We start from the raw sequence: 12,083 nt of genomic DNA, 5'->3' as shown, positions 1-12,083 counted from the left end.
CGCAGCATCGGTCGGCGGGGGTCCTCGGCCGGGGGCTGAGATCGCCCTGCGGGCCGTGGACGCTTGCCGCTACGTTGGGGTGCGGGCAGGAAGCCGGGGCGTTGCCGGAGCGGGAATCCGGTTTCTCCGGGCCCCGAGAGGGTCCGGGGCCGGTACTCACCGGCATGATGTTCCCCTGCGGCCCGCACACCGGCCGCGACGTGTCGCCAGGCGAGCCGAAAGAGAGACATGAGCAGGACATCCACAGAGGCCGGCGGGCAGCCCGCAGGAAGCGGGGTGTGAGGCGATGCACATCGTCATCATGGGCTGCGGGCGCGTCGGCTCCGCCCTCGCGCAGACCCTGGAGCAGCAGGGGCACACGGTCGCCGTGGTCGACCAGGACCCCACCTCCTTCCGTCGTCTCGGTTCCACGTTCGGCGGCCGCAGGGTCACCGGCATCGGCTTCGACCAGGACACCCTGCGCGAGGCCGGCATCGAGGAGGCCGGTGCCTTCGCCGCCGTCTCCAGCGGCGACAACTCGAACATCATCGCCGCCCGCGTGGCCCGCGAGATGTTCGGTGTGGAGAACGTCGCGGCCCGCATCTACGACCCCCGCCGCGCCGAGGTCTACCAGCGGCTGGGCATCCCCACGGTGGCCACCGTCCGCTGGACGGCCGACCAGATGCTGCGCCGGCTGCTGCCCTCGGGCGCCGAGCCGCTGTGGCGCGACCCCACGGGCGGCGTCCAGCTCGCGGAGGTGCACACCTCGGCGTCCTGGGTCGGCCACCGGATCAGCCGGCTCCAGGAGGAGACCGGGGTACGGGTGGCGTTCCTCACCCGGCTCGGGGAGGCCATCGTGCCCACCTCGCAGACGGTGTTGCAGGAGGGTGACCTGGTGCACGTGATGATGCGCACCGACGAGGTCCACAAGGTCGAGGCGGCGTTCGCCCAGGGTCCCGAAGAGGAGGGCGGTCACTGATGAGGGTCGCCATTGCCGGAGCCGGTGCGGTCGGCCGTTCGATCGCCGCCGAGCTGCTGGAGAACGGCCACGAGGTCCTGCTCGTCGACAAGGCACCGACCGCGATCTCGGTCGAACGCGTCCCGAGGGCGGAGTGGCTGCTCGCCGACGCGTGCGAGATCACGTCACTGGACGAGGCCGCGCTCCAGCGCTGCAACGTCGTCATCGCCGCGACGGGCGACGACAAGGTCAACCTGGTCGTCTCCCTGCTGGCCAAGACGGAGTACGGCGTTCCGCGCGTCGTCGCCCGGGTGAACAACCCGAAGAACGAGTGGCTGTTCAACGAGTCCTGGGGCGTGGACGTCGCCGTCTCCACGCCGCGGCTGATGTCGGCCCTGGTCGAGGAGGCGGTGAGCGTCGGCGACCTGGTCCGGCTGCTGCGCTTCAGCCACGGCGACGCCAACCTGGTGGAGCTGACGCTGCCGGAGGAGTCGGCGCTGGCCGGCACCCAGGTCGGCGACGTCGAATGGCCCGAGGACACCTCGCTGGTCACGATCATCCGCGGCACCCGGGTGCTGACCCCGTCCCGGGAGGACTCGCTGGAGGCGGGCGACGAGTTGCTCTTCGTGGCGGCGCAGGCCCGCGAGGAGCAGCTGGAGGACCTGCTGTCGGCACGGCGGAGCGACGCCGCGCGCTGACCGGCTCGCGGCGGCACGGGGCCGCGTACGACGGTGGGGCGCCCAGGGAATCCCGGGCGCCCCACCGTCGTACGACGTCAGTCCTTGCGGTGCCTGCCGCTGCTGACGGAGTCCACGGCTGCCTCGCCCAGGGCCTCGCGCTCCGCCTTCTCGCGCTCGGCCTTGGCCTCCTCGGCCTTCTCCGCCGCCTCCATCTCCGCGAACACGTCGATGGGCGCCGGTGCCTTCGCCAGGAACACCCAGGTCAGCCAGACGGCGAGCAGGAACGGCGGGATCTTCAGGGCGACCAGGACCCAGCCGAGCTGCTCGGTGTCCGCCCACCAGTACAGCGGGAAGAGGATCGCGCTCTTGCCGAGCAGGATCAGGCCCCAGGCGTAGCTGGCCTTCGTGTACGCCTTCTTGCGGCCCGGGTTGCGGGTGCGCCAGGAGAGGTTCTCCTTGAAGACCGGGCCGAGGATCAGGCCGATCAGGGGGACCCCGGCCAGCGAGGTGACGATGTAGGCCAGGGCCAGGCCCAGCGTGTAGAGCATGCCAGGCAGGTAGAAGTTCTTCGCGTTGTCGGTCATCATCGCGAAGACCACGCCGAAGGCGACGCCGAAGACCCCGCCGAAGGCGTGCTTGACGGTGTCCTTCCTCGCCAGCCGCACCACGACCAGCACCAGCGACACGGCGAGCGCGGCGATCGCCGACATGTGCAGGTCGTTGTTGAGCGTGAAGATCGTGACGAAGAGCAGGCCCGGCAGCACCGTCTCGACCAGGCCCCGCACGCCGCCGAACGCCTCGAACAGGGCGGCCTCCGTCACCGCCCGGGCGTCGTCCGCTTCCGTCTCTTCGGTCGGCTTGTCGAGCGACGTCACCGGCTACTCCCGTCCCAGGGGTCTCAGTTCGTACTTCGGGTTGAAGAGCACCCGGCGGCCCCGGCTCATGGAGATCCGGCCCGATGCGATGAGCTTGCGCCCCGGCTCTATGCCCACGATGGAGCGTCTGCCCAGCCACACCACGTCCAAGGGGGCGGAGCCGTCGAACAGCTCGGCCTCCAGGGCGGGGACGCCCGCGCGCGGGCGCAGGGTGACCGTGCGCAAGGTACCAGTTACCGAGACGATCTGCCGGTCCTGGCAGTCGCAGATACGGGTGCAGCCGGCCATGTCGGCGTCCTCGCGCAGTTCCTCGGACTCCAGGTCCTCCTGCGACGAGGAGAGCCGGTCGAACATGCGCCGGAACCGGCCCATCGGCTTGTCGGAACGCGGAGCAGCACTCATATCTGAAGCGTACCGGGGCACGCCGACGGCCAGACACCCTCTCCGGGCCGGTATCGCGAGGCTCACGTCCCGCCCACGTCGCGAAGCGGCACCCCGCGTCCGGTTCCGGAGCGACGTGCCGCGGGTGCCTCGCGCCGTCCCCCGATCACGCGCCGCCCGCAGACACGGGAAAGGGCCGCGTCCCGTCGGGGACGCGGCCCTTCCGCCGGTGTACGGAGCGCTTACCGGACCTCGGTGATCTCCGGTCCGCGCTGGAGCTGGCCCATGCCGCCGGAGAAGCGGGAGCCCTCCTCCTGCTGGACCCCCTCCGGGACCATCTGCGCGTCGTTCGGCAGCTTGAGGACGATCGGGTCGCGCGGGGCCATGGGGCCGTCACCGCGGACGACGACCGTGTCCCGGAAGATCTGCTCCAGCAGACCGGCGGCCTGCGGCTGCACCGCGCCCTGGCCCGAGATCACGCCGCGCAGGAACCAGCGGGGACCGTCCACACCGACGAACCGCACGACCTGGAAACCGCCCGTGCCGTCCGGCAGCTGCACCGGGACCTGGGCCCGCAGCTCCCAGCCCAGCGGGCCCTCGACCTCGTCGACGATGCCACCCTGCTGGGTGATGCCGGAGCCGATCTCCTCGCGCACCTCGCCCCAGATGCCCTCGCGCTTGGGAGCGGCGAAGCCCTGCAGCTGGATGGCGCTGTCGCGCAGCACGACGGTCGCGGCGACGATCGCGTCGCCCGCGACCTCCACCCGCAGCTCCATGCCGTCGACTCCGGGTACGAACAGTCCGCCCAGGTCCACCCGGCCCTCGGCAGGGTCGCGGACCTCGGTGCTGTCCCAGGGCCCGTCGGGCCGCGGTTCGGGCTCGAGCCGCACGCGCTCGCGCTCTTCGTCCGCCTCGGTCTCGACGCTGTCGACGACCTGCTCGGCCTCGCCGGCCGCGCCCTCGGCGGCATCCCTCTTCTTGCGACGTCCGAACACGTCACTGTCCTTCCCGGTCGGATACGACCGAAGCGTATCGATTCCCACCCGTCGGGCCGCCCTCGGCGACCTGACCGCTTGTGCCGCTTGCACGGTCCCACCCGGCGTGGCCGCCGGTGGACCCGAAGCCCCCCTCGGCCCGCGCCGAGTCGGGAAGCTCCGCGACCTGGCGGAAGCGGACCCTCTCGACCTGCTGGACGACCAGTTGGGCAATCCGGTCGAAACGCTCGAACCGCACCGTCTCGCGCGGGTCGAGATTCACCACGATCACCTTGATCTCCCCACGGTACCCGGCATCAATCGTCCCCGGGGCATTCACGAGGGCGACACCGCAGCGGGCGGCCAGCCCGGAGCGTGGGTGCACGAAGGCCGCGTACCCCTCCGGGAGCGCCACAGCCACGCCCGTCGGCAGTACGGCCCTTTCGCCGGGCCCGAGTTCGCGGCTCTCGGTGGTCCGCAGATCGGCCCCCGCGTCACCGGGCTGCGCGTACGCGGGAAGCGGTACGTCGGGGTCGACGCGGCGGATCAGGACGTCCAGGCCGGCACGGCTCACGGGTTCACCTCGAAGGCGCGGGCGCGGCGGAGCTGGTCGGGGTCGTCCATGGCGGCGCGGATCTCCTCCTCGCGGCCGTGGCTCACGAAGTGATCCACCTTGACCTCGATGAAGAGCGCGTCCGCGCGGACGGCCACGGGTCCGCCGGGGCCGCCGATCCGGCCGGTGGCGGTGGAGTAGATCTTCCGGCCGGCCACGGCGGTCACCTCGGCCTCCAGGTGCAGCGTCGTACCGACGGGCACCGGCCGCAGGAAGTCGGTCTCCAGCCTGCCGGTCACCGCGATGGTGCGCAGCAGCCAGTTCAGCGAGCCGAGGGTCTCGTCCAGGGCGGTGGCCAGCACGCCGCCGTGCGCCAGGCCGGGGGCTCCCTGGTGGGCGGGCCGCACGGTGAACTCGGCGGTGATCGACACGCCTTCACCGGCCCGCGCCTGGAGGTGCAGTCCGTGGGGCTGGTCGCCGCCGCAGCCGAAGCACTGGCCGTAGTGCGCGCCGAGCAGCTCGCCGGGGGCGGGCGCGTCGGGGTGCCGGTCGGGTTTCACGGCGTCGGCGGGGGGCTGGAGACCCGGGGAAGTACCACTCACAGGCGCAGACCTTACCCGCGCGTCGGCCGAACACCGATACCGTGCCAAGCTTGGTTCATGCAGCCCTCCCCCGCCCCGTACGAAGAACGCCTCACCGCGCCCCGCTCCTGGTGGCTGGTCTCCTTCCTGGTGGGGCTCGCGTTCGCCCTGATCCTGCTGCCCTTCGGCACGCTGCCGATGCTGGGCGGCCTGGCCGGCGGGACGGCGGTGGCCGCGGTGGCCGCCAGTTCGTACGGCGCGGTCCGCATCCGCGTCGTGGGCGGCTCGCTGATCGCGGGCGAGGCGAAGGTGCCGGTCTCGGCGCTGGGCGAGGCGGAGATCCTCGATCCGGAGGAGGCCCGCGCCTGGCGCACCTACAAGGCCGACACCCGGGCCTTCCTGCTGCTGCGCGCCTACATCCCGAGGGCCGTGCGCGTGATGGTCACGGATCCGGAGGACCCGACTCCATACCTGTACCTGTCGACCCGTGAGCCGGAGCGGCTGGTGGCGGCCCTGACGGCGGCGAAGGCGGCGGTGTAGCGCCTACGGAGGTTCAGTGCCCGTCGTCCCGGCGGCCGGGCCCTCCCGGGCCTAGCTCCTTCGCCAGGGCGCTCATGTCCAGGGCGTCCTGCGGCCCTTCGAGAGCCGGAAGGTCGTCGAGGGCGCTCCACGGCACCTGCTTCCTGCGCAGGTCCGCCCGGATTCTGGCGGCCAGCTTTCTGGTGTCGCGGCGGTTCATGACGGCTCCGACGGCCGCGCCCACCATGAACGGCATCAGGTTCGGCAGGTTGCGCACCATCCGCTTCATGATCTGCTGGCGCAGCTGGCGCTTCATGTGGCCGTTCATGGCCGAACCGAGGGTCGACGGCTTCGAGACGTCGACACCGCGCTCGTCCGACCAGGAGTTGAGGTACGCGGTGCTGCGCTGGGTGAGGCCGCCGGGCGGGCGGGCGCCGTAGACCTCGTGGAGTTCGGCGATCAGTTTGAGTTCGATCGCCGCGACGCCGGTGACCTCGGCGGCCAGCTCGGCGGGCATCGCGGGTGGTACGGGCATCATCGCCGCCGCGCCGATTCCCGCGCCCACCGTCGCCGTGCCCTTGGCCGCGCCGGCCACCAGCCGGTCGGCGAGCTCCTCGGGTCCCAGGCCGGGGAACTGCTTGCGGAGCGTCGCCAGGTCCCGCACCGGCACACGTGGGGCCAGCTCGATGATCCGGTCGGCCAGGTACGCCAGAGCGGCCCTGGCACGCTGGCCGCCGTTGCGGACTCCCTGTCCCGCCTTGTGCCGGAACGCCGCTGCCCGGCGCCGGGCAGCGGGTACCGGCGTCTCCGCGGTCGCCGGGAGGCTGCCCCGGTCGTCCACCGGTTCGAGCGAGGCCGTCCCGCTGCCGGTCGGGCCCCGCTCGTCATCACGCGCGCTGTACGGACCGTCCGACGGTCCTTGGTCCGCTTCCCGCCTGGAGAAGCGGCGCTTCCAGGGAGGGGTCGAGCCAGTCACGGCCGACCCCGCCTCAGTCGCAGTCGCGGCAGATGGGCTGGCCGTTCTTCTCCCGGGCCAGCTGGCTGCGGTGGTGCACCAGGAAGCAGCTCATGCAGGTGAACTCGTCCTGCTGCTTCGGCAGTACACGGACCGCCAGTTCCTCGTTCGAGAGGTCTGCGCCGGGAAGTTCGAGGCCTTCCGCGGCCTCGAACTCGTCGACGTCGACGGCCGAGGCGGACTTGTCGTTCCGCCTGGCCTTCAGCTCTTCGAGACTGTCCGAGTCGACGTCGTCGTCGGTCTTGCGTGGAGTGTCGTAATCGGTTGCCATGGTCGCTCTCCCCCTCTGGGTATCTGCGGTGTCTCCAGCGCACGTAACGCGTGAGAGGCCGGACTTGTGCCCGACCTGAGGCGGAGATTTTGCCTCACATCAAGGTCTGTTACTCAATCGACACCCAACCGGACTCCTCATGAGTGATCGGGTTGGATGGCGATGGGGACCGTACACGGTCCTAATACCGCACTACAAAGGCGCCTCATCGTGTACTTCCCGTGATCAAGACCCCTGAAAACCGGGATTTTCCCGGCTTTCCGACAGGGTGCATGATCACGGAGAGTAGGTGGCGAGAAAGCCTCCGCTGTGATCGATCACACAGGCGGCTTCCGGGCCGGTGGCCTGCAAATTCCGCTCAAAGCGAACGTCCTCGGAGCTCTGTGGAATGTCGGGGTCATGATCTCAGACGGGGAGCGTGACGCGCATGACGAGCCCCCCGCCCTCGCGCGGCTGCGCGTAGATGTGCCCGCCGTGCGCCCGGGCCACCGACCGCGCGATGGACAGGCCGAGGCCCACGCCCTTGTCGCTGCCGGTGCGCTCGGTGCGCAGCCGCCGGAACGGCTCGAAGAGGTTGTCGATCTCGTACGCCGGCACGACCGGACCCGTGTTGGTGACCACCAGGACCGCCTGTCCGTTCTCGACCGCGGTGGTGACCTCGACCCAGCCCTGTTCGGGCACGTTGTAGCGCACGGCGTTCTGCACCAGGTTCAGCGCGATCCGCTCCAGCAGGACCCCGTTGCCCTGGACCACCGCGGGTTCGCGCGCGCCGCGGATCTCCACGTCCTTGGCGTCCGCCTCGGCGTGCACCTGGTCGATGGCCTGACCGGCCACCTCGGCGAGGTCCACCGGTTTGCGTTCGACGATCTGGTTGTCGCTGCGGGCCAGGAGCAGCAGGCCCTCGACGAGCTGCTCGCTGCGTTCGTTGGTGGCCAGCAGCGTCTTGCCGAGCTGTTGGAGTTCCACCGGGGCGTTCGGGTCGGACAGGTGCACTTCCAGGAGGGTGCGGTTGATCGCCAGGGGCGTGCGCAGCTCGTGGGAGGCGTTGCCGACGAAGCGCTGCTGGGCGGTGAAGGCCCGCTGCAGCCGCTCCAGCATGTCGTCGAAGGTGTCCGCCAGCTCCTTCAGCTCGTCGTCCGGGCCGTCCAGCTCGATCCGGCGGGAGAGGTCGGAGCCCGCCACGGCGCGCGCCGTGCGGGTGATCCGGCCCAGCGGCGACAGGACGCGTCCGGCCATGGCGTAGCCGAAGGCGAAGGCGATCACGGCGAGGCCGAGCAGGGCCAGCAGCGAGCGGCTGAGCAGCCGGTCCAGGGCGACCTGGCGCTGGTGGTCGATGCAGTCGCTGATCGCGGCGTTGAACTGCGACAGCGAGAGGCCGCCGTTGGTGACGCCGGGGCAGTCGTTGCTCGCGACCTGGAGGTCCTGGAAGTCGACGATCTTGTAGAGCGGCTGGTTGCCGGTGCGGACCGCCTGGGCGGCGAGCAGGTAGATGATCGACAGCAGCAGGATGCCCGCGATCAGGAACATGCCGCCGTACAGCAGGGTGAGCCTTATCCGGATGGTGGGACGCAGCCACGGCATCGGGGCGGCCGACCGCGGGTCCCAGGTGGGTTTCGGGGGCGCCCCGGGGGGCGCGGGTGTCGTCGCCACGGTCGATCAGATCCGGTAGCCGGAGCCGGGGACGGTGACGATGACGGGCGGCTCGCCCAGCTTGCGGCGCAGGGTCATGACGGTCACGCGGACGACGTTGGTGAACGGGTCGGTGTTCTCGTCCCAGGCCTTCTCCAGCAGCTGCTCCGCCGAGACGACCGCGCCCTCGCTGCGCATCAGCACCTCCAGCACGGCGAACTCCTTGGGGGCTAGCTGCACCTCCTTGCCTTCGCGGAAGACCTCGCGGCGGTTGGGGTCGAGCTTGATCCCGGCCCGCTCCAGGACCGGGGGCAGGGGCACACTGGTACGCCGGCCCAGGGCGCGTACGCGCGCGATGAGCTCGCTGAACGCGAACGGCTTCGGGAGGTAGTCGTCGGCGCCGATCTCCAGGCCCTCCACCCGGTCGCTGACGTCGCCGGAGGCCGTCAGCATCAGCACGCGCGTGGGCATGCCCAGCTCGACGATCCTGCGGCACACGTCGTCGCCGTGCACGAGCGGGAGGTCGCGGTCGAGGACGACCACGTCGTAGTCGTTGACGCCGATGCGCTCCAGGGCGGCCGCACCGTCGTACACGACGTCGACGGCCATGGCCTCCCGGCGTAGTCCGGTGGCCACCGCATCGGCGAGCAGCTGCTCGTCCTCGACGACGAGTACGCGCACGTCGCTTGTCCTTCCTGTGTCCACCCGCGCAGCGCTTGTCGGGCGCACGAGGGCAGGGGGCTGGTGGGTGTGTTGCCTCCATCCTGCCCTTTTCGGCCATAAGTCGGCGGTAAGGCGGGTGAGGGGGCGGTGCGGTCCGCCGTGGGTCCCCACCGCGGAACCGGGAATGCGGGATTTTCTCGCGCGGTTGAGGTTTCCGCGAAAGGGAGCAGGGGGAGGACGGCTTTACACCCCGCGATCACGCTCTGCCTGTGCCGCGCCACCGCGCGGTACGCCGCGGTCCGCTTCCGCAGAGCGGGCGTGGGTGTCCGGCACCGTCGCCGCCCAGCGGGGTGGCGCTGGGCACTCCACCGGAGACGTGATCGCCCCTTCCCAACGGCACACCCCCGTGCCACCGACCCACGACCCAGGACGAGGGGGCGCAGCATGGACGCTTTCACCGCAGGACTTCTGCAGCGCATACAGACGACCGAGTCCGACCTGTCCCGGGCCCGCGACGAGGGGGACGAGTTCCTCGTCGAGGTGGAGCTGGGAGAACTCGACGACCTGCGCCGTCTCGCAGCCGAGCACGGTGTGGAGGTCGGCGCGACCAGCGTCTGATCGGCCCGTGAGCGACCAGGCCCCGGCGGGATCCAGCGCCGGGGCCTGGTCGTGCGGGTCGCCTCCGGCGGGGGCGCGGGCGGTGGTGGGGCGCGGTCCGGCGGGGCGGCCCGGAGTGGCCGGCACCGGCCGTGGGACGGACGTGACGGCGGCCGTTCGCCCCTCCCCGCGGTCCCCGGCCCCCGGGTCGGCGCGGACGCGGGTGCCGCCACCGCGCGGGGGACGGTGGCGCCGCCCCGTCGGTGTGGACGCGAGGGTGCCGCCGGACGTACGCGGGGCGGCCCGGTGTCCACGCCCACCCGGCGCCGCCGCCGCTCGTGGCCGGCCCTTCCGGGCGGGGCCTACGCGCCGAACTGCGTCAGCAGCCGCTGGAGGGGCTCGAACACCGCCGGGGTGGCCGCGACGGCCAGGTCTCCGGACGGGCGCTTACCGGGGCGTCCGCCGGTCACCGCGCCCGCCTCCCGTGCGATCAGGTCACCCGCCGCGAGGTCCCAGGGGTGCAGACCGCGCTCGTAGTAGCCGTCGAGGCGCCCGGCGGCCACGTCGCACAGGTCGATCGCGGCGGAGCCGCCGCGCCGGATGTCACGCACCAGCGGAATCAGCCGCCGTGCGATCTCGGCCTGTTCGGCGCGGACGTCGGCGACGTAGTTGAAGCCCGTGGAGACCAGGGCCTGGTCCAGCGGCGCCGGGGCCCGGCAGGTGAGCCTGCGCTCGCCGTCCCAGGCGCCCGTCGCCCAGGCCCCGCCGCCCAGCACCGCGTGGTACGACTCGCGCCGCATCGGCGCCACGACGACGCCGGCCACCCGCTCGCCGCCCTGCTCGGCGGCGATCGAGACCGCCCAGGTGGGCAGCCCGTACAGGTAGTTGACCGTGCCGTCGAGCGGATCGATCACCCAGCGGACGCCACTCGTGCCCTCCGTCGAGGAACCCTCCTCGCCGAGGACCCCGTCGTCGGGGCGCCGGTCGGCGATCAGGCCGGTGATCAGCTTCTCCGCCGCGATGTCCATCTCGGTGACCACGTCGATCGGGCTGGACTTGGTGGCGGCGACCGCCAGGTCGGCCGGGCGGCCGTCGCGCAGCAGCTCGCCCGCGCGGTGGGCGGCCTCCTGGGCGATCTCCAGCAGCTCGGCGTGCAACGGGTCGGGCGTCACGTCGGTCACGGGGTTCCTCACGCGTAGGGGCTGTCGGCGCCCGCGGCGGCGGGGCGGGGAGCGCGGGCGGGGCAGCAGCCGACCGGGCAGAGGTGGTGGCTCGCGCCGAGCGTGCCGAGGGCGCACGGCGCGACCTCCTGCCCGCGCTCGTCGGCGGCGCGCTCCAGGACCAGGTCGCGGACCGCGGCGGCGAACCGCGGGTCGGCGCCCACGGTGGCCGACCGCCGCACCGGCAGCCCCAGCTCCGAGGCCTTGTCCGTGGCCTCCGTGTCCAGGTCGTACAGGACCTCCATGTGGTCGGAGACGAAGCCGATCGGGGCCATCACCACGGCGGGGGCTCCGGCCGCGTGGCGCTCCTCCAGGTGGTCGCAGATGTCGGGCTCCAGCCACGGGATGTGCGGGGCGCCCGACCGCGACTGGTAGACGAGCTGCCAGGGACGGTCGACACCGGTGCGCTCGCGGACGGCGTCGGCGATCAGCTGCGCGACGTCCAGGTGCTGGCGCACGTACGCCCCGCCGTCCCCGTGCTCCTCGGCCGGACCGGAGGTGTCCGCCGCCGAGGTGGGGATCGAGTGGGTCGAGAAGGCGAGGTGCGCGCCGTCCCGGACCTCCTCGGGCAGCTCGGCCAGGGACCGGACGACCCCGTCGACCATGGGCTCGACGAAGCCCGGGTGGTTGAAGTAGTGCCGGAGCTTGTCGATCCTCGGCAGCTCCAGGCCCTCGGCCTCCAGGGTGGCGAGCGCGTCCGCGAGGTTCTCGCGGTACTGCCGGCAGCCCGAGTAGGAGGCGTAGGCGCTGGTGGCGAGGACGAGGATGCGGCGGCGGCCGTCGCGGACCATCTCGCGCAGGGTGTCCGTGAGGTACGGCGCCCAGTTGCGGTTGCCCCAGTAGACCGGCAGGTCCAGACCGTGCCCGGCGAAGTCCTCGCGGAGGGCGTCCAGCAGGGCGCGGTTCTGGTCGTTGATGGGGCTGACCCCGCCGAAGAGGAAGTAGTGACGGCCGACTTCCTTGAGGCGTTCCTTGGGGATACCGCGCCCGCGTGTCACGTTCTCCAGGAACGGGACCACGTCGTCCGGGCCCTCCGGGCCACCGAAAGAGAGCAGGAGCAGGGCGTCGTAGGGGCTGGCATCGAGCACGTCTGGCATGTCTCGATCCTGCCACCCGGCACTGACAGCGGGAAAACGGTGGGTGCCGACGGTGCGTCTCCCCCTCTCCGCGGGGGTGTTTCCGAACAAA

At 71.9% G+C, this 12,083-nt stretch carries 15 protein-coding genes; 4 read left to right on the top strand and 11 right to left on the bottom strand.

Annotated features, from left to right (window positions below; all coding sequences use genetic code 11):
- The first annotated feature begins 286 nt into the window (after positions 1–286).
- Both ACVV2G_RS23400 and ACVV2G_RS23395 read left to right on the top strand, forming a co-directional pair.
- Positions 287–958, top strand: a complete 672-nt coding sequence (locus ACVV2G_RS23400; RefSeq protein ID WP_453844709.1) for a potassium channel family protein — start codon at positions 287–289, stop codon at positions 956–958.
- Positions 958–1,635 (top strand): potassium channel family protein, encoded by a 678-nt coding sequence (locus ACVV2G_RS23395; RefSeq protein ID WP_453844707.1) that lies wholly within the window; start codon positions 958–960, stop codon positions 1,633–1,635. Before ACVV2G_RS23400 ends, ACVV2G_RS23395 begins: the two co-directional genes overlap by 1 nt.
- Positions 1,636–1,712: 77 nt before the next feature.
- Here ACVV2G_RS23395 and ACVV2G_RS23390 read toward each other — a convergent pair whose 3' ends face one another.
- From ACVV2G_RS23390 to ACVV2G_RS23370, 5 genes are all read right to left on the bottom strand, one after another.
- Positions 1,713–2,492: a DUF3159 domain-containing protein gene (locus ACVV2G_RS23390; RefSeq protein WP_453844706.1), complete on the bottom strand. Its 780-nt coding sequence runs from the start codon at positions 2,490–2,492 to the stop codon at positions 1,713–1,715.
- Between the two features lie 3 nt (positions 2,493–2,495).
- Entirely contained in the window at positions 2,496–2,894 is a 399-nt protein-coding gene (locus tag ACVV2G_RS23385; protein ID WP_453844705.1) for an OB-fold nucleic acid binding domain-containing protein, read from the bottom strand.
- Positions 2,895–3,115: 221 nt separating this feature from the next.
- A complete protein-coding gene (locus ACVV2G_RS23380; protein WP_453844704.1) occupies positions 3,116–3,868 on the bottom strand; it encodes a DUF3710 domain-containing protein in 753 nt (250 codons plus the stop codon).
- A gap of 1 nt (position 3,869) precedes the next feature.
- On the bottom strand, positions 3,870–4,421 hold the full coding sequence (dut, locus tag ACVV2G_RS23375) for a dUTP diphosphatase (RefSeq protein WP_453844703.1): 552 nt from the start codon (positions 4,419–4,421) through the stop codon (positions 3,870–3,872).
- Positions 4,418–5,002, bottom strand: coding sequence for a PaaI family thioesterase (locus tag ACVV2G_RS23370; protein ID WP_453844702.1), 585 nt, complete (start codon positions 5,000–5,002; stop codon positions 4,418–4,420). The genes dut and ACVV2G_RS23370 overlap by 4 nt, the downstream gene beginning before the upstream one ends.
- A gap of 57 nt (positions 5,003–5,059) precedes the next feature.
- Between ACVV2G_RS23370 and ACVV2G_RS23365 the strand changes: the two genes are divergently transcribed.
- On the top strand, positions 5,060–5,521 hold the full coding sequence (locus tag ACVV2G_RS23365; RefSeq protein ID WP_453844701.1) for a DUF3093 domain-containing protein: 462 nt from the start codon (positions 5,060–5,062) through the stop codon (positions 5,519–5,521).
- A gap of 13 nt (positions 5,522–5,534) precedes the next feature.
- On the opposite strand, the gene ACVV2G_RS23360 is transcribed toward ACVV2G_RS23365, so the two are convergent.
- The 4 genes from ACVV2G_RS23360 to ACVV2G_RS23345 form a co-directional block, all read right to left on the bottom strand.
- A complete protein-coding gene (locus tag ACVV2G_RS23360) occupies positions 5,535–6,476 on the bottom strand; it encodes a hypothetical protein (RefSeq protein ID WP_453844700.1) in 942 nt (313 codons plus the stop codon).
- 13 nt (positions 6,477–6,489) lie between these two features.
- Positions 6,490–6,786 carry a DUF4193 domain-containing protein gene (locus ACVV2G_RS23355; protein WP_003993510.1) on the bottom strand — a complete coding sequence of 99 codons (297 nt, stop codon included), beginning with the start codon at positions 6,784–6,786 and terminating at the stop codon, positions 6,490–6,492.
- Positions 6,787–7,191: 405 nt separating this feature from the next.
- A complete protein-coding gene (locus ACVV2G_RS23350; RefSeq protein ID WP_453844699.1) occupies positions 7,192–8,436 on the bottom strand; it encodes a sensor histidine kinase in 1,245 nt (414 codons plus the stop codon).
- A 6-nt stretch (positions 8,437–8,442) separates the two neighbouring features.
- Positions 8,443–9,096: a response regulator transcription factor gene (locus ACVV2G_RS23345; RefSeq protein WP_266726523.1), complete on the bottom strand. Its 654-nt coding sequence runs from the start codon at positions 9,094–9,096 to the stop codon at positions 8,443–8,445.
- 426 nt (positions 9,097–9,522) lie between these two features.
- On the opposite strand from ACVV2G_RS23345, the gene ACVV2G_RS23340 reads away from it, so the two are divergent.
- The gene (locus ACVV2G_RS23340; protein WP_453844698.1) at positions 9,523–9,696 is read left to right on the top strand and encodes a hypothetical protein; all 174 of its coding nucleotides are present in this window, start codon (positions 9,523–9,525) and stop codon (positions 9,694–9,696) included.
- A 341-nt stretch (positions 9,697–10,037) separates the two neighbouring features.
- Here ACVV2G_RS23340 and ACVV2G_RS23335 read toward each other — a convergent pair whose 3' ends face one another.
- Positions 10,038–10,856, bottom strand: a complete 819-nt coding sequence (locus ACVV2G_RS23335) for an inositol monophosphatase family protein (RefSeq protein WP_453844697.1) — start codon at positions 10,854–10,856, stop codon at positions 10,038–10,040.
- Positions 10,857–10,864: 8 nt separating this feature from the next.
- A complete protein-coding gene (locus ACVV2G_RS23330) occupies positions 10,865–11,992 on the bottom strand; it encodes a ferrochelatase (protein ID WP_453844696.1) in 1,128 nt (375 codons plus the stop codon).
- Positions 11,993–12,083 lie beyond the last annotated feature (91 nt).

The sequence above is a fragment of the Streptomyces sp. JK94 genome (genome assembly GCF_053613315.1).
Note: the sequence above shows the minus strand (reverse complement) of the source record. Positions and strands in the feature narration are given on the sequence as shown.